Annotated in this window: 13 protein-coding genes and 1 pseudogene; 2 read left to right on the forward strand and 12 right to left on the reverse strand. The window is 27.4% G+C overall.

Features of this window, described 5'->3' with window-relative positions; translation table 11 throughout:
• Positions 1-21: 21 nt before the first annotated feature.
• Positions 22-1,413, forward strand: coding sequence for an MATE family efflux transporter (locus FYJ27_RS09915; protein ID WP_195839119.1), 1,392 nt, complete (start codon positions 22-24; stop codon positions 1,411-1,413).
• Positions 1,414-1,451: 38 nt separating this feature from the next.
• On the opposite strand, the gene FYJ27_RS09920 is transcribed toward FYJ27_RS09915, so the two are convergent.
• The 9 genes and pseudogenes from FYJ27_RS09920 to FYJ27_RS09960 all read right to left on the reverse strand — a co-directional run bounded on the left by FYJ27_RS09920 (position 1,452) and on the right by FYJ27_RS09960 (position 14,723).
• Entirely contained in the window at positions 1,452-2,639 is a 1,188-nt protein-coding gene (locus tag FYJ27_RS09920) for a hypothetical protein (RefSeq protein WP_154484690.1), read from the reverse strand.
• A gap of 149 nt (positions 2,640-2,788) precedes the next feature.
• Positions 2,789-3,313, reverse strand: a complete 525-nt coding sequence (locus FYJ27_RS09925; protein ID WP_154484691.1) for a hypothetical protein — start codon at positions 3,311-3,313, stop codon at positions 2,789-2,791.
• A 12-nt stretch (positions 3,314-3,325) separates the two neighbouring features.
• A pseudogene (locus FYJ27_RS09930) lies at positions 3,326-3,757 on the reverse strand (type I restriction-modification enzyme R subunit C-terminal domain-containing protein); the annotation flags it as partial.
• 190 nt (positions 3,758-3,947) lie between these two features.
• Positions 3,948-4,916 carry a hypothetical protein gene (locus FYJ27_RS09935; RefSeq protein ID WP_154484693.1) on the reverse strand — a complete coding sequence of 323 codons (969 nt, stop codon included), beginning with the start codon at positions 4,914-4,916 and terminating at the stop codon, positions 3,948-3,950.
• A gap of 496 nt (positions 4,917-5,412) precedes the next feature.
• Positions 5,413-5,628, reverse strand: coding sequence for a DUF2188 domain-containing protein (locus tag FYJ27_RS09940; RefSeq protein ID WP_154484694.1), 216 nt, complete (start codon positions 5,626-5,628; stop codon positions 5,413-5,415).
• 356 nt (positions 5,629-5,984) lie between these two features.
• Entirely contained in the window at positions 5,985-8,948 is a 2,964-nt protein-coding gene (locus FYJ27_RS09945; protein WP_154484695.1) for a type III restriction-modification system endonuclease, read from the reverse strand.
• A gap of 12 nt (positions 8,949-8,960) precedes the next feature.
• Entirely contained in the window at positions 8,961-10,805 is a 1,845-nt protein-coding gene (locus FYJ27_RS09950) for a site-specific DNA-methyltransferase (RefSeq protein ID WP_154484696.1), read from the reverse strand.
• A gap of 1 nt (position 10,806) precedes the next feature.
• On the reverse strand, positions 10,807-11,550 hold the full coding sequence (locus FYJ27_RS09955; protein ID WP_154484697.1) for a DUF4391 domain-containing protein: 744 nt from the start codon (positions 11,548-11,550) through the stop codon (positions 10,807-10,809).
• A 5-nt stretch (positions 11,551-11,555) separates the two neighbouring features.
• Positions 11,556-14,723 (reverse strand): helicase-related protein, encoded by a 3,168-nt coding sequence (locus FYJ27_RS09960; RefSeq protein WP_154484698.1) that lies wholly within the window; start codon positions 14,721-14,723, stop codon positions 11,556-11,558.
• Between the two features lie 371 nt (positions 14,724-15,094).
• On the opposite strand from FYJ27_RS09960, the gene FYJ27_RS09965 reads away from it, so the two are divergent.
• Positions 15,095-15,355 (forward strand): hypothetical protein, encoded by a 261-nt coding sequence (locus FYJ27_RS09965; protein ID WP_154484699.1) that lies wholly within the window; start codon positions 15,095-15,097, stop codon positions 15,353-15,355.
• A gap of 228 nt (positions 15,356-15,583) precedes the next feature.
• Here the strand turns inward: FYJ27_RS09965 and FYJ27_RS09970 are convergent, their stop codons facing one another.
• The 3 genes from FYJ27_RS09970 to FYJ27_RS09980 all read right to left on the reverse strand — a co-directional run bounded on the left by FYJ27_RS09970 (position 15,584) and on the right by FYJ27_RS09980 (position 17,249).
• The gene (locus tag FYJ27_RS09970; RefSeq protein ID WP_154484700.1) at positions 15,584-15,841 is read right to left on the reverse strand and encodes an ATP-binding protein; all 258 of its coding nucleotides are present in this window, start codon (positions 15,839-15,841) and stop codon (positions 15,584-15,586) included.
• A 304-nt stretch (positions 15,842-16,145) separates the two neighbouring features.
• Entirely contained in the window at positions 16,146-16,880 is a 735-nt protein-coding gene (locus tag FYJ27_RS09975; RefSeq protein ID WP_154484701.1) for a hypothetical protein, read from the reverse strand.
• A gap of 3 nt (positions 16,881-16,883) precedes the next feature.
• Positions 16,884-17,249 (reverse strand): hypothetical protein, encoded by a 366-nt coding sequence (locus tag FYJ27_RS09980; RefSeq protein ID WP_229775530.1) that lies wholly within the window; start codon positions 17,247-17,249, stop codon positions 16,884-16,886.
• Between the last annotated feature and the right edge of the window lie 379 nt (positions 17,250-17,628).

The raw sequence follows: 17,628 nt of genomic DNA on the forward strand, positions 1-17,628 counted from the left end.
ATTAGAATGGGGATATTTGTTATGACTATGAAAACTAAAGATTATTTAAGAGATACTTTTAGAATTGCAGTTCCCAGTATTATTGAACATATTGCCAATGTTGTAGTTGGCTTTGCAGATACTATGATGGTAGCTACATTGGGTACAGTAGCTACTGCAGCAGTGGGTATTAATGCCACAGTGACTTGGTTTCTCATGGCTTTTTCCACTTTATTTGCTGTGGGTACAACTGTACAAGTTGCCCAAAGTATTGGTGCCAACAATCACAAGCGAGCTAAAAGAGCAGCTATCAATGGATTATCGGGTGGATTTATCCTTTTTACAATAATATTTATATTAATATTCTTTCTATCACCTCATATACCTAAATGGCTTGGTGCTGAAAGTGAAATTCTTCAAGATGCTGTTTCTTATTTGAGAATCTGGACCATTGCAATTATTCCTATGTTCTTAGGCAGAACTGCATCTAGTATATTGAGAGGAATTGGAAATACTAAAATGCCAATGGCAGTTGCTTTTTTTATAAATATTTTAAATATAATTGGAAATTTTTTTCTTATTTATAATACAAGAGTTGTTACCATTCCTATAATAGGTACTGAATTCACAATCTGGGGTGCTAATCTTGGAGTTACTGGTGCTGCTATAGCCACTTCCCTATCCAATGCATTAGGTGGGATTATTATGTTATATTTATTGTTTAATGGCTCTCAAATAATAAGATTAAACTTGAAGGATTTGTTTAAATTTGAAAAAATACTTTTAAAACATATATTTAAAACTGGAGCACCTGCTACTGGTCAAGATTTAATTACTGAAACGGGACAAGTTCTATATCAAAAAATGGTAGCAAGCCTTGGTACAATCCAAGTTGCCGCTCACCATTTAGCAACAACAGCTGAATCTCTATCTTATATGCCGGCAACAGGATTCTCCGTAGCAGCAACTACATTAATCGGACAAGCTCTGGGAGCAGGAAAAAAGAAAGATGCAGAAAACTTTGGTAGGATTTGTTTCATACTATCAATCTTTGCAGGATTGTTCAGCGGAATCATGCTATATGTATTTCCAAAACAATTAATGTACTTATTTTCTAAGGATTTGGCAGTAATAAATGAGGGAGTTGGTGCTCTTAGAATAATTGCCTTTGTCCAACCACTATTTAATGCTACAATAGTTTTAACTGGTGTATTAAGAGGTGCAGGTGATACAAAAATTCCACTATATGCTGCATTAGGTGGTATGTGGTTTGTTAGACTAATTTCAGCTTATATATTTATAAATGTATTAAACTGGGGATTAAAAGGTGCTTGGCTAGGAATGTTACTTGATCTATCTATAAGATTTATAATTGTATTTTATAGATACATTAAAAAAGATTGGCTAAATGCAAAAATAATTGTAGATGATTAAACGAGTCAGAGGACTGTCCTCTGACTTATTACTCTTATTTAATATATTAATAAAGTATTCCCATGATCTAATAATAGTCCGATTCCTTCAATAATTTTAAGTATTTTCAATGTGAATCTATCCCTAATAATAGTATAGTCCTTATACTGTCCCTCTGGTTCTTCCCACTTTTCATTTATAATTATATTATCTAATATATAGGATAAGCCCTCATTATCATTAGATGTAAATAAATAATCCTCTGGATAATAAACTTTATATTCATCAAAATCATCAAACCAAGTAGATTTTGTTAATTTTAATGGAAAATCTTCTAAAATTAAATTATAAGAATCCTTATAATCACTATAAGATACTTCAAACACTTCTTCTAATTCTAACTTTCCCCTCCAAACAATATTATAAACCTTAGCTAGTTTTCTTTTCAAATCCATATATATAAATCTATAACTTTCTTCTAGAAAGTCTATTTGTATTTTTTTATCCACAATAGCCGATTGAATAAAACTATACTCTCTACTTTCTATTTCTAAATCCCAGTCTAATTTTTCATTATTAGATTTTACTCCTTTAAGAAATTTATCAAATGAAATTACATATATACCAGATTTTTTTTCTTCTTCACATTCTAAACCTTCTCTATAAATTTCATCTAATTCATAAGAATCTAAAAATCTCTTATTGAAGACTATGTATTCTTCATTATTTAATACAATCTTTCTAGTTTCTGAATAATCTATAGAATATACTTTTTTATCTAATATTTCGTAAACTCTTCTTTCTAATAAATCATATAAATACTGTTTTCTAATATTCGATTCCCAAATATCTCTTCCTAAAATCATATACCTATCATCTAAATAAATAGAAAAATCATATTTCCCTTGAAATAGCAACCCTTCTTTTTTCTCTATTAAATCATAGGAATAATAGCTTAATAAATCATCTCCACCGATGGAAAAATATAATTTATTGTTATATACATAATCTAAACCAATATATTCTTTTTGGGCATCCCCTTTTCTTTCTATATCTGCTAAAAGCTCTATATTATAATCTTTCTTACTGAATTTATATAATTTTATACTATTGTCCATTTTCCTTTCATAAAATAAAATATTATCTTTATATTCTTTTAGAACATTCATATCCAAATTATTATAATATCCATATTTTTTTCTAAATACTTCTTTAAAATTTATTATATTAATTTCTATTAGAATCATCCCCTCTTAATGAATATTACAATACTTAATTTATATTTACAATAAAATAATTTTTTGCAATATTACTTACTTTAATTGTCGGAAATCCATATTTTAAAGTTTCTTAAAGCATTTCTCTTTCATATTCGAATATTTGGTAGTTAATCTTATTAATTTAATTGCTTATCATAGGATTGACCAATAATATATAATATAGATGGTATTTGATTTACTGAATCCATTAAAATCTCCATATTTCCATTTCCCCATGTACCAATATTAGTTACATCTCTACCTATTTTATGAGGATCATCTATCTCATCAAAATTCATCTTTAAGGATTTGATATCCCTAAATAAAGAATTTAACTCCATACTCTCATCTCTTGCATAGTGCATATTTGTATAAAGCTTAGCTGATTTATAAATATCACTACATATATCTTCAACTGTATCATGAGATAAATCATTATATATTCTTTTGAAATTTTCATAAACAAGAGATTTAGTTGGAATTTGCCCTTCTATTGAGGTAATATAGTCCCTAAAAAAATCATCCATTAAAGTTGATTGATTCTCATAATTAAACATATTCTCTATAGGATTCCAATACTGAATATAAATTCTACTTTGAGTAACTGGGTCTAATCCCATTAATACATAATTTCTAATAAGATCTGATTGTGATAAATCCATTAATGTAACTTATCACACAATCAACCTACCATTAACCTTATCAATAATAGCCACTATATCTTTAGCTACATCCATCCTATCTTTAAATAAATTTATCACTCCACCATTTTTGTTAAATGGATATTCTTGTAGCACTTGTTTTTCTATGCTGCCATTTTTAACTATATAATCTACTATGCTATTTACAAAATCTATCTGGTCTGAGTTTAGGTTTTCATCTTTTAAAAACTTAGAAAATTCCTTTTCTGCTGCTGCTCTTTCCATTCCTGTTATACTTGCAACCAATTTTAATAGTGGTTGTTCTCCATAGGTTTGTACATATTCTTCTTTGCTACCTATCTCTTCCCAAAGTATTTTCTCAAAATATTTAATATCACTTCTAGTCAATTCTTCATTATTTTTTAACTTATATATTGGTAGATTATCTTCATATTCTTTTAAATAATGCTTAGTTTTTTTCTATAATTTTCTAAATCATTTAAGTTACAGATTGCCTCTCCATCTTTTATTTCAACTCGACTTTTATACATTTATTCTATTTTAGAATATATATTTTTCGATGGTCATAGTATTTGTATTACCTCAAATATTTGTATTTATTATGTATTTTAAAGTTTTTAGAACTATTTTAGTACTAATTGATACTATTATTCAAACCTCTTAAAACTTCTTTCTTAATTAATTCAAAGTTTTCTTTTCCCATTTTATCATAAACTTTTATATAGAAATAATCATCATTGGATTCAAATCTTATTTTGTATTCTCTATTTTTCAATTTATAAATTAATATAATATCTTCACTCTTCTTTTCTCTAATCAAAGACCTTTTATTATCATAAAATGTTTCTTTAGTTAGTAATGAAATTTCAGATCTGTTATCGGTTGAAGAGCCTTCATCATTTTTCTTGAAAATCTTTATAGGATATGCTTCTACATCTTCCATAAAAACTCTGTAATATTTAGGATTAGTTGCTATATGCTTTTCTATCAAAGTCATTAATTCTTTTATAAATCTTTCTTTACTGCTAATTTCTAAGTTTTTACTGTTCTTAAACCAACTATATATCATATCTTCTAGTCTATGTTCCTCAAATTCTTCGATTATTTTTTCATTAATAATTTTAGGAGTAGCTATATATTTTTCTAGTATATTAAAAATAGTAAACCCATATAAATATCTTTCATCGTCATTATATTCTGCTAAATCAAAATCTTTTATAATTTTAAATAATAATTTTTTATTTAAATTATTTATGGAACTAGCAACCATTTTATTATCTTCTATGAAAGATATATTTTCATGTGGTTTGCTAAGTGAAATAAGTAATTTGTTAACAAAATCTATCTCTACAAAAATAGGATAATGGATAGTCTCTTTATATGCTAAATCTAAACTTTCCTCTCGTTCCTCTTCAGTTATTTCTCTTTCTATTTTTATTGAATATACCATTTCTATTCGATTAATATTTTTATTTTCATTTCTATATAATTCATATTGTATCAGTGTAAGTTCATCGTGATTTTCCATTTCAAATATTAATTCTTCAATATCTTTTTCTTTAGAAAAGTATTTCTCTATATTCTCTCCATTTAAATTCTCCAACCTTTTAATAAATATATCAATTTTACCATATTTTAATTTATCTATTATCCAATTATTAAACTCTTCCTCTAATTCTTTTCTAAATAATATTTTATTAATAATATCATCTTTACTTTCTGTTCCTGAAATATCAATATTATTTTTCTTACAATAAAACCTTAAATCATGCTCCGTTATATAATTCCTTTGACTAAATATCGATCTACTTCCCTTAATAATGAACTCCCCCTTAAAAATTTTATTCCTATAGTTTTATAATCAGCAAGAATTTTCTATTTAAAACCTATATTAATCTATCTGATATGACATGGATTGCAACAAGTTCTATATCAATTAGTATCACTATATTTTTTGCTTCTTTCAATTCCTCATGACAGTTATCGAAACATCCTAATTCAGTATAATTATTTACTATATAACTCTCTCATAAAATCTCTCCCTAATTATAAAAATATATTGATTTTTGCTAATTAATTTCTAATAAAGTAATTTATTTTTAACCTCTAGGTGGATATGGATCATTACCATATGACGTTTTCTTTCTGATTTTTCCATCCCTGCCATGTGTCAATAACTCTTTTTGTTGCTTTTGAGCTATCTTTTTACCATAAGCTTCTGCATTCTTCTGAGTATCGAATAACTTAGTCGCTTTCTTTGCGCCTCCTTTCTTGACTTGCCACTTTCCATCTTTAGGTGTCACATGTATATTCATAATTATTCTCCTTCCTTGAACAATTTCATCTAATATCCCTTAATAAGAATATACCATATATTGTATTGTTTCTCAAGTTCATTTCTATATATGGTATGCATTGCTGTTTTTTATTTAAATTTATGCCTTTATAATAGAATATTTTTTCAAACAAAAAAGTTTTGAATCCTCTATTCCTAAAGGTTTCAAAACTTTCATCCCGCTCAGTAGTAAATTACTACCCCTACTCAATTTTTATACAATTATCTTACTTTGTAATGTTTATTTTACAATGGTTATAGTATTTATATTGTTTGCTTTATTGTGGTTTTTCAATTTTAAAAACTATTTTAGTACCAAGTAGATCTAATCAGAATCTATATTTTATTTATTTTAATATATACATCATCTATAAACTTTTTACTATCATCATAATCTTCAAATTCTACACCTGTATTTAAAGCTTTAAAATGTTCTCTTCCACAATGAATCTTTCCTTGTTCTATATCCCTTAAATCTTCAGATTTTATGCTTCCTTTAGTTTCTACAACAAAATATAATTTTTCATTTCCTTTTTCTTCAACTAAAATTGCCCAGTCTGGGTTATAGAATCCTAATGGGGTTTTTATTTTAAATTCAGATGGAAGTTTTGTATATAATTTTATAGCATCATTAGCTTCAAAACTTTCAGCAAAAGTCCTCTCAACATTTGAATCATAAACTACATATTCATGGGTAGATTTTCTAGCTTCATATAGATTTTTCGATAAATAACCTGTTAGCTCATTATTCAAGAATAATTCCTGACAACTATAAGCTTCTTCACCTATCCTAGTATATTTAATACCATCAACTAAAAGTAATCTCTTCTTTCTATTTATAATACTAGCAACTTCTCCAATATACTTTTGTGGATTTATTTTAAAATCTTCTAATGTTCCTGAGCCATCTAAAATACTAGCAATAGTTTTTCTAGTTAAATCCGTCTGATTTTGCAAAATAGTAAGAACATCAGGCAATTTTTCATAGTTTGAATCTACAACTTCAACTTTTCTATTACCTTCCCGAATCATAACCCCAGCTTCACTAATATCAGATTTCGCTTTTTCCATTATAATCTTTGTCCTATCTATTCTAACATTTCTATTTATAGCAAGTGAACACTCTTTAACTAACCTTTTAGAATCTACACTTACAGAATAGTTAGTTTTATATTTTATTTTTTCCCACAGATCTTTAAATTCATCAGATAATATAACTTCTTTCTTAGGTTTAACTATTCTCTTATCATTACGATCTTTAATTTTAACACCAGAAGCCATCTTCTCAAGTAAGAGCTTGATATCTTCTTCTATATCTTTAAACTCCTTGTCTATTTCAAATAAATTCTCCTTAATTGCAACTTGAAGCTTCCTAGTTACCTTGCCATTATCTTCTATATATTTCTTTTCTAAAAGATTTTCAAATATTTTTTCAGATCTTTCCTCTCCGATATACTTCATTTCTCCATATTCTTCAACTTTAATATTAGAAAAACTATGTTTTTCAATAAATCCAAACTTAATTCCTGCATCTTCTTCATATTCTTTTTGCAGTCCTTTAGCAAATTCTTCATAAGATTCATTAGCCATGACAGTCAATGTGTTTATATCAAAACCTTCAGTTCTTTTACCATCTTGTTTGACAGCAAGTCTAAGACCTCTCCCAATTTCCTGTCTTTTCTTAGTGATAGATTTAGTCTCATTTAATGTACAAATTTGAAATACATTTGGATTGTCCCATCCTTCCTTAAGGGCCGAATGGGAAAATATAAATCTAAGTTTAGAATCAAAACTTAAAAGTTTCTCCTTATCTTTCATAATCAAATTATAAGTATCTTCATCATCTCTTGAGTTTCCAGTTTTTGAATCCTTTATTCTTCCTTTGTTGTCTTTTGCAAAATATCCATTATGGGAATTTTTAATATGCTCATCTATATCTTCACCATTTAATAATTTTTGATATTTAGGTTTATTTAAAAGTTTTCTATACTCTTCTTCAAACCATTTAGCATACTTTCCATTTTCTGTACTTCCATCTTCATTATAGATCCTGTAATTATCAACTTTGTCTATAAAGAATAAGCTTAAAACTTTAACACCTTCCTTATTAAGTCTAAGCTCCTTTTCTAAATGCTCTTCTATAGTCATTCTTATTTGTGCCTTTTTTATAATATCATCATCTATTCCACCTATATTTTGTCCCAATGCAATTATATCTTCTTGACTAGTAAAATCTATATACTCGTTTCCTTCTTCGCAATATATATCATTAATTATATAACCACTATAGAGATCCCTTCCACGAGACAATCTAAACAAATCATCATTTTGCCTTACAGTTATAGGCTTTCTTTTTAATTTCCCATTTTCCATTGCATCTATTTCTACTTTGGCAGTAATAGGACTTTTCTTATTATCTACACTAAGAAGTTTAATATAAGGAGTATTGTGATCATCTTCACTTGTAATACTAGCTACTTCAATCTGCTTAACTAATTTTCTTTCATAAGCATCAATAGCATCTAATTTATACATTAAGTTGATTTTTTCCCTATGAGTTGCTGAATATCTTAAAAGGCATAGAGGATTCAATGATTTAACTGCTTTTTTTGCATTATTAGTATTTATTACAGATTGGGGTTCATCTATTATGACAATGGGATTGGTTTGCTGAATAAGTTCAACAGGCTTGTTCCCACTTAATTTATCGTTGGTTCTATGAAATATATTACCTAAACCTTTTTTAGTAAAATTCTTATTAAAGGCCTGAATATTAATAATCATTATCTGTATATTATTACTTATAGCAAAATTTCTAACCTCTTCTAAATTATTAGAATCATAGTCAAAATACTCATAGGGTTCATTTTTGTAAAGCATTCTAAAATCCTTCTCAGTCATTTGGAGGGATTTATATACACCTTCCTTAATAGCAACTGAAGGTACAACTATAATAAACTTTTTAAATCCATATTTCTTATTTAATTCCATTATGGTCCTAAGATATACATAGGTTTTTCCCGTTCCAGTTTCCATTTCTATGCTGAAATCTAAATCCTCTAGTCTTTCCGACTGCTTAAGACCGTTTCTAAGTTGTATGTTTCTGACGTTCTCTAATATATCTTCCTTTGATATGGATAGTTTATTGCTAACTCCGTCATCAAAAGTCTTAATCATCTGTTGTCCATAGTTCTCTACCGTAAATATTCCATTTTCAATTGGCTGTCCTTCAAATATATCTACTATAGAATTTATAGCTTCTAATTGAAAATCTAGTTTGTGGTCAAATTGTATCTTCAATTGATTCACCTCCTATATACTAACTACTTCCTCTATTCCATTATCATTTAAACTTAGCTTAGCATTTAACTTTATTTCATCATTTTTAAATCCAGTATCTTTAAAAACTACCATTGGATTTGGCATCTTATTTTCTTCATTTAATTTTAGTATTTCTTCTACTACATCATTGTCTATATGATTGTCTAAACATATATAAATAGCACCAAAACCTACATTATAAATGGTCTTGCCATTTACTTTATGTTCTTCTATTGGAGCAGTTAAATCTATACCATATTTTAATATTATTTCATAAAGTATATCTTCTTCATTTCTATTTGGTACAAAATTATTGACTAAATTTTCCATAGTAAAGTCCTTGTCCATATACTCTGGATTCCATTCTTTTATATTTGAACTATCTAGTTTAAAAGACTTAAATCCTATATCTAAATCTTCTATGCCTTCTTTGTCTTTATTGTCTTCCAATATTTTATCCCCTGCTCGCCTTATTCTTTCACGTCCTATATCTGCAATAGTTTTATATCCAGCTTTATACGCTTCAGATTTTTCATCGGTAGGCTCTGGTAGTTGTACCATTATAAATTTACGATTTCCACCATCTTCTGCATTTAGGTCCATGACTGCGTGGGCAGTGGTGGAGGATCCTGAGAAGAAGTCGAGGATTATGGAATCTTTGTTAGAAACTAGTGCACATAAATATTTCATTAACTCAACAGGCTTTGGATAATCGAACAATTTATCTTGTAACAAATTAAATAATTTTCTATTAGCACTATCAGTATGTCCAACTAATTCATAGGGTAAAATAGTTTTTGAAATCAATCCTTCTTGTTCATTTAGATACCTTTTTACTTGCGGCCTTTTATCCGCATCCTCAGGGAGATATATTCTATTGTCTTTTATTAATTTATACATTGTCTCTTCTTTAAATCTCCAACCACTGGGATAAGGTTCTTTATATGTTTTCCCATTATATTCTATATCATAACCCCTTTGTCCAGCAGCAGTTATATTATCTAACCTATATAATCCCCTTCCATCATTATCATCGTACTTGTAATATCTATCCGATTCCTTTGTTCTAGCTAATCTGTTAAATTGATTTATTTTACCTATATCTTTAGAAAAACATAATATATAATCATGGTCTTCTGATACATATTTGTTATTATTTTTTGTACTATATGTTTTTTGCCAGATAAAATTCGCTACAAAATTATCCTCCCCAAATACCTCATCGCAAATCTTCCTCAAGTTATGAACCTCATTATCATCTATAGATATAAATATTACTCCATCATCTGTAAGCAGATTCCTTGCAAGTCTAAGTCTAGGGTACATCATGTTTAACCAGTCTGTGTGGTATCTTCCACTGGTATCTGTATTGGTAGAGAGTTTATGTCCTTCTTCGTCTACCTGTTCTGTAAATTCTAGATAGTTTTTCATATTATCTCTATAGTTATCCTTGTAGACAAAGTCCTTCCCTGTATTATAAGGTGGGTCTATGTATATCATCTTTATTTTCCCATGATAGGATTTTTGAAGTAGTTTAAGTACTTCTAGATTATCTCCTTCTATATATAAGTTTTCTGTTTCATCCCAATTCTTACTATTATCTTTATCAGGTCTTAATGTTCCTGTTGTTGGAGTTTGAGATAGTCTTATGGCATCTCTTTTACCATTCCAATTAAAACTATATCTTTCTTCACTTTCTTCTATATCCTCTCCAAGGATTAATTGTAGCTTTTCAAAGTCAATTTTATCCTCTGTAAATACTTCTGGAAATATTTCTTTTAGTCTTTTTATGTTTTCCCTTTCTATATCCATACTTTCACCATTAATCTTCTCCATACTATACCTCCTTAAGTTCTTCAAATAATTTGGTTCTTTTCTTTTCTTCTTTTTTTAGTTTAATATTTAAATCCACTCTTCTTCCTATATCTACTTCTCCTATTATTTCATTTCTATAGGATAATATATTTCTATCTATTTTTATAAGTTTATTATAGCTTTCTTGAAGTCTTTCCAAAGGCTGTTTTGAAATAGCTTCAAAATTATCTACTTCCCTTGAAAGTTCTAATGCATAAGTCTTTTTATATAAGTCTTTATAGTATTCATATAAATTGGTATTATTTAAATACATTATGGATATTAAATAATCTTCTACATTTTTAAAATCATATATATTCTTTAGTACTAAAATATCCTCTATAATATTATTTTCCCCAGTTTGTTTATCCAATCTTTTTTGGCAAAGAGATAGATTTATAGCCCTATCATATTTTATAAATAATATTACTGGATATTGAATCATCTTATTCATTATTTCTGATATTTCTTCTTCTTTGCCTTCTTTTATGAGATTTAATTCTATTATAGCAATCTCTAAATATTGTATGTTTTCGTCTTCATATTCTGGTATATTGATAATGTTAGGCTTTATCATAGTTACTAAACTTATATCGTCTACATAATTTTTAATTAAGTTCTTCTGATTCTGTTTTAAGTTTCCATTTTCATAAAAAAACTTTTTAAATATCTTTTGATTTAATAGATATTCATCTTTTATATTAAAGACTTCCATTATCTTTTCCATTTTATCTACTCCAATATTAAATATGATATAGTTTCAAAGGAATCTATATCTTTATTTTCTATACCTATACTTGTTCCCCCTGGTCTAAATAAAGACATTATCCCATCTTCTTCCTTCTCACCTAGAATATTTTCTATGGCTTTTTCAAGCAATCTCCTATACTTGTCCATGTTTTTATAATTTTTTGTTTCTTTTTTCAATCTATTTTCCCGCTCCATATCTACTTCTATATTTTCTTTCCCTATTTTTTTAAGTATGTCTAGTATATTTTTAGTGTGGGTATAACTATATTTTATTTCTTCTTCATCTGTTATATAAATTAAATAATATGGATGAAATGGATTATAGTTTTCTGCCTTTATATCTTCATCTACCTGTTTTAATACAAATATTACACCCTTATCATATTCATCCTTTAAATTTTCTGGTATTTTGGTTATAGCATATAATCCTGTGAAAAATTCTTCTTCATATTTGTCTAGATATTTTTCTAAATCCATTTTAAAATCATTAAATGTTAAATCTGTTATTGATATTCCCCCAGATATATCTTCTAAATCCACTACTTCTGTTTTTAGTTTTAAAAGTTGCTTTTGTCTGTATTTTAAATCATTCATCTCTTTTTTACTTAAATCTAGGACATTTTCTTCTCCAGTTGAAGATACATCTGATAAAACCATTCTACTTTTAACTCTATTTTCCAAATTAATATATTCATCTAGCTCCATGTTGGGCCAAAAGTTAACTAATTGAATTACATCATTATTTGAACCAATTCTATCTATTCTACCAAATCGTTGAATTATTCTAACTGGATTCCAATGTATATCATAGTTTATTAAATAATCACAATCTTGAAGATTTTGACCTTCTGAAATGCAGTCTGTTGCTATAAGAATATCTATTTCCTCAGTAAACCCTTTCTTTCTCTCTTTTGAAATAGGAGAAAAATGAGTTAATACTGTATTTATATCTTTAGTATTTACGTCTTTCATAGTAGTTTTATTTTGTCCAGAACCCTTTATTAGGGCTGAGTTTATATTGTATATATCTTTGAACTCTTGAGCTAAGTTTTCATATAAATAGTCTGCTGTATCAGCAAAGGCTGTAAAAATAATAACTTTTTTATTAGCTTTATTTATTGGATTTTCTATTTTGTATTCTATTAGTTTTTTAAGTTCATAGAGTTTTTCATCTCTTTCAGGTCTTATAACTGCAGTTGCCTTTAAAATTTTCTCCAATTCCCTCTTATCATCTTCTAATTCTGATTTCCACTTTTTAAGATCCATATCCTTTAAATTAATTTCTATCTTTTCTCCCACTGTTACCATATCTAAATCTTCATCATCTAGTTCTTCATCTATTTCTACTTCCCTAATTTTCTCATTTTGTGAGTTCTCAATTTTATCTATCATATAATCTATCTTCTTTAAAATATTTGCCAGTGTTATCCCAAATGAATGAATAGAACTTTCCATTCTCTTTAGCATATTTACCCTCATAAGCCCTATGATATTTTGCTCTCTATCTGTTTGCTTAAATATGGACTTTCCATCTTTAACTTCCGTATCATATTTCTTACTATATACATCTCTTTTAGATGGTAATACATATTTTAATGGGCTATAGATAGCAAAATTTAATTTTTTTATAATCTTATTTATATCTTCTAGTCTAGGATATTCACCTTTTAAATCTATATCAGAGTAAATATTCTTAGGCTTTAGTCTCTCAGGAAATTTCCCAATCTCATCAAGCCCATAATATTTTTCTATATGCTTTCTAGATCTAGCTATAGTTATGGCATCTAATAATTTGAAATAATCATTATTTACTTCAGATATGAACCTATAAGTGGTTCTTGCCTCATCTGGCAACTCCGACCAAATATTAAACTTAGCTTGTGCTATCCTTAAAGTTTGTTCTATACTTTTAATCCCAGCACTTTTAAAGGCACTATCATCTTCCTCTGTAATAAAAGCTATTTGATTTTTTAAATCATTCATTTTAGTATTTACTGGTGTAGCTGAAAGCATTAATACTTTTGATTTTACTCCTGCTTTTATTACTTCCTCCATCATTCTACTATATCTAGTTACTTTTTCTTTTCTTGTATTATTATTTCTAAAGTTATGGGATTCATCTATTACAATTAAATCATAATTTCCCCAGTTAATATTCTCAAGGTTTATATCTCCTGAATATCCCGTATATCTACTTAAGTCTGTATGATTCAATACATCATAATTAAATCTATCATTTACAAAAGGATTTCTATCGTCATTTAATGTATATATAGTCCAGTTTTCCCGAAGTTTTTTAGGAGCTAAAACAAGCACCCTATCATTTCTAAGCTCATAATATTTTATAACCGATAGAGCTGTAAATGTCTTCCCAAGACCTACTGAATCTGCCAATATGCATCCATTATACTTTTCTAATTTTTCTATAATACCTCTTGCACCATCTTCTTGAAATTTATAAAGTGTATTCCATATTTTAGTTTGTTCTATTCCAGTTTGTTTCTTAAATACTCCATCTTTTAAACCAGCCAATTCCTCTGTAAATATACTATATAGTGCTATGAAATATATATACTCTGGAGATTTTGCTTCTATTAACTCATCTAATATTGATATAAACTCATTCTTTATATTATGTAATCTATTATCTTTAATACTATCTATATATTCAACAATATTATTGTTTTCATCCTTTGAATGATTCATATATGTATTTAAATAAAAATCCTTTGTTGGTACTATTCCTAAACCATCTAAGGTAAATTTTATATTTCCCATTATTGTAGAAATTGTACTTTCATTTTCAATTTTTATGATTCCATTGTTCATTATACCAATATCTTTAGAAATGAAAATATCAATATTATCCTTAAGTATATTTTTAATTTCTAAAGCTATATATCTTTGGTTTAATTTATTTCTATATTCTCTTTCATATCTTTCACCTAGGATTTTCAGCTTGTTCCAATTTGGATTAGAAATTATTATATTAGTATTTTTGTTGTTTTTAAATGCTTTTTTAAATTGGTACAAAGCGTAAATAGAATAGTTCATAGAAATAACATCTAGTGTAGAGTTAACATTAATATCATTTTTTAAATAATTAAATATTGTATCTTTTCCTTTATTATTTAAATACATAGTCTTCATAATGCCCTCCTGTTTAATTGAAAGTAGTTATTGAAGTATATACTAATAATCTGTCTATCTATTAATTACTTCTACAATTTATTATATGATCATATCGTTGTAACTTATCTTAGGTTAATATTTAACTCTTTATTTATATAATTTTTATATGTTTCATTATATCATATCTAACCTTTCTCAAAATCCTGTATTTATAGGAACTTATTCTTATTATCTTTTATTTTCCTGCACTCTTCTAAGAATTTTTAAATCTAGGAATAGTTGTATAAGTAGATTTGAAGAATCTCAAAAATAGTATGAAAAAACACATTATGGAATGTTTAAAAAAGCCAATGACTTGTGTTTAATTTGTAAAGAATTTAAAGGCCTTATTGATACTTGTTGGTATTTTTTCAAATTCTTTAAGAAACAAACCAACACAATTAGATACTAAAATAAAGAAAATTAAATTAGAACCATCTAGATTTAATGAATTAGAAAAAATTATGTATGATAAAACAAATAGTACTGATATTAAAGCTAAAGGATCAGCAGGTGCTAGAGTTTTTAGCAATTCTAAAAACAAAAAAGTCTCAAAGCCTTTATTTATAAAGGTTTCAAGACTTACGTTTTTACTCATACCCATAGTTTGAGGACTTCTACCTTCCTTTGATCAGTATAATCTCGCCAACCCCAGTTTCATCTACGACAAAAACTTGAGAAACTATAGGTGCTACCATCATTCGACTTTTGTAAATTCATCTATTTTTAATGATTGTAGTATTTGTATTATTTTATTTGCTAAACATCTATTATGCAATAACGCTCACTATAGCTTAATACATAAAATAAGTCACATGGATTTTCCGACCATACTGAAATCAAAGAATAATCTCAATTTCAGTTCCTACTCCAAGCTGACTTTTTATATTGATGGAACCATCGTGAGCCTTTACAATATCATTTGCTATAGCCATACCAAGTCCAGAGCCTTTATGCTTTGTCCCGGTATTTGTTCCTCTATAATATCTTTCAAAAATATTTTTAAGATCCTCTTCTTTTATTCCCTTTCCATTGTCTTTTATTAATATATGGACTTTATCCTTTTTTCCCCTATTATTTATATAATATACTATCATTACTTATTAAATATATCATATAATAAAAGAACCAAATAAAAAATATGAATTTTGGTTCTTTTAAAAGTTTCATTTTGTATTTTTAAAATCTTTATTTAAACTTATTATTTATAAGGATAAAATATATATACTAATATTATTCCAACTATAGAAAATATAACCCCTGTAACTAAAAAAGGAAAAGTCTTTCCATTCCACGCTTGTTTATTCGTAAAAGCCCTAAATCTATAGGACATCTTTCCCAATCCTATAAAAACAAAACCAATTAATAAAATTCCTATACTGAATATATATAATTTGTCTGTCATGTTAACCTAGGAAAAATTAAGCAACCTGCTATAAATATAAGTATTTGAGCTACCATTACCCCTGGGCCACTGTTATACTTAATTAACTGGGAAGATATCATTCCCCATAATGGGGTTAAAACAATAATTTTTTTAGGTAAAAAATTTCCCAATATATATGGAAGCCCCATAATGATCCCACCAAAAATAAATGGAATCGATGCTGATTTGCTTATAGATGATAAATATAGGCATAATTGAGCGAAGAAAAAGGATCCCATTATTACCGTAACACTTACTATTATCATCATTTCTAATACATTTAAATTTGAGTTTATTCCTTTAAAATACCATAGATTTTTTAGTGGTATATCTAAACCTTTAAAATTTGCTTTTCTTATAGCGTCTAAATATATTGCTAGTAGTATAGATAGATTTATAATAGAAGCTGCTATGCCTGCTCCTATACCCTTTGCTATAACCAATTTTTTCTTTCCATTCATTGTAGTGTTTATTAAGCCATTCATATTAGAGTTATATTCTACAGTATAAGAACCTGATAAAAGCATAAACATAACAAGCCCCATCATAGAAGTATATCCGTAACTTTTATAAAAAGCATCTGCATATACCTCAGCTACTGTAGCATTATGAATTAGCGCTGCTCCTAGCAATAAAGATGCTATCCAAGCGATTAAAACACTTTTCTTTAATAGAATTTTCCTAATTTCTGCCTTTATAAGTCTACCCATTTACTATACCTCCTTTGTGTTTTCTAAATCAAAGTAAAACATGTAAACATCTTCAAATTTTGCTTCTGAAACCTTTGCATTTTCATCATTGATAACTTCATCACTTACAATTCTAAGTTCAGTGAAATCCATTCCACGTTGTAAGTTTACTACTTTATATTTTCTTCTTATTTCTTCTAATTGGCTTTCATCATTAACTCTTATTGTATATACCTTCCCATTCATATTGGATAAAATTTCTCTATGGCTTCCCCTCATGATTATTTCACCATTCTTTATCATAATAGTTTCTTTTGCAATAGACTCTATGTCAGAAATTATATGAGTTGAAAGTATTAATAATAATTTATTTGGTAAGAATTTAATCAAAGTCATTACCTTACCTAAAAATATAAAGATTAAAAACCCACTTATAGATTGAATAGAATTTTTAGTAATAAATGATATTAAACTTGCCAGAACACTTAAAGTTATAAGGAGTATAAGAAGTATCCCTATTTTAAGTAGTATGAATTCATATATTGTATATGGGTTCTTAACTAATAGAGGTGAATTATGAACAATAATGTATATTTTTTAATTGGAATAATATTTTTAGCTTTTTTCTTACTTTGGTTTGTTTTACAGCAAGGGGCGAAAAGCCCACTTCTTTAGGTGTGGGATGGATAGCCCAAATATAAAACTATGTGTATGTATAATTTGGCAACGTACACAAAATGTGATACGATACAAGTATGGAAAATAAATA

Source organism: Anaerosalibacter bizertensis, assembly GCF_009696605.1.
Classification (GTDB): Bacteria; Bacillota; Clostridia; order Tissierellales; family Sporanaerobacteraceae; genus Anaerosalibacter; species Anaerosalibacter bizertensis.

Coding starts and splice junctions, on each gene's coding strand:
- FYJ27_RS09940 (WP_154484694.1), bottom strand. CDS start 5,628: ATGAATATACATGTGACACCTAAAGATGGAAAGTGGCAAGTCAAGAAA.
- FYJ27_RS09915 (WP_195839119.1), top strand. CDS start 22: ATGACTATGAAAACTAAAGATTATTTAAGAGATACTTTTAGAATTGCA.
- FYJ27_RS09960 (WP_154484698.1), bottom strand. CDS start 14,723: ATGAAGACTATGTATTTAAATAATAAAGGAAAAGATACAATATTTAAT.
- FYJ27_RS09925 (WP_154484691.1), bottom strand. CDS start 3,313: ATGGATTTATCACAATCAGATCTTATTAGAAATTATGTATTAATGGGA.
- FYJ27_RS09970 (WP_154484700.1), bottom strand. CDS start 15,841: ATGATAGTATATTATATAAATAATAGGGGAAAAAAGGATAAAGTCCAT.
- FYJ27_RS09955 (WP_154484697.1), bottom strand. CDS start 11,550: ATGGAAAAGATAATGGAAGTCTTTAATATAAAAGATGAATATCTATTA.
- FYJ27_RS09950 (WP_154484696.1), bottom strand. CDS start 10,805: ATGGAGAAGATTAATGGTGAAAGTATGGATATAGAAAGGGAAAACATA.
- FYJ27_RS09920 (WP_154484690.1), bottom strand. CDS start 2,639: ATGATTCTAATAGAAATTAATATAATAAATTTTAAAGAAGTATTTAGA.
- FYJ27_RS09975 (WP_154484701.1), bottom strand. CDS start 16,880: ATGGGTAGACTTATAAAGGCAGAAATTAGGAAAATTCTATTAAAGAAA.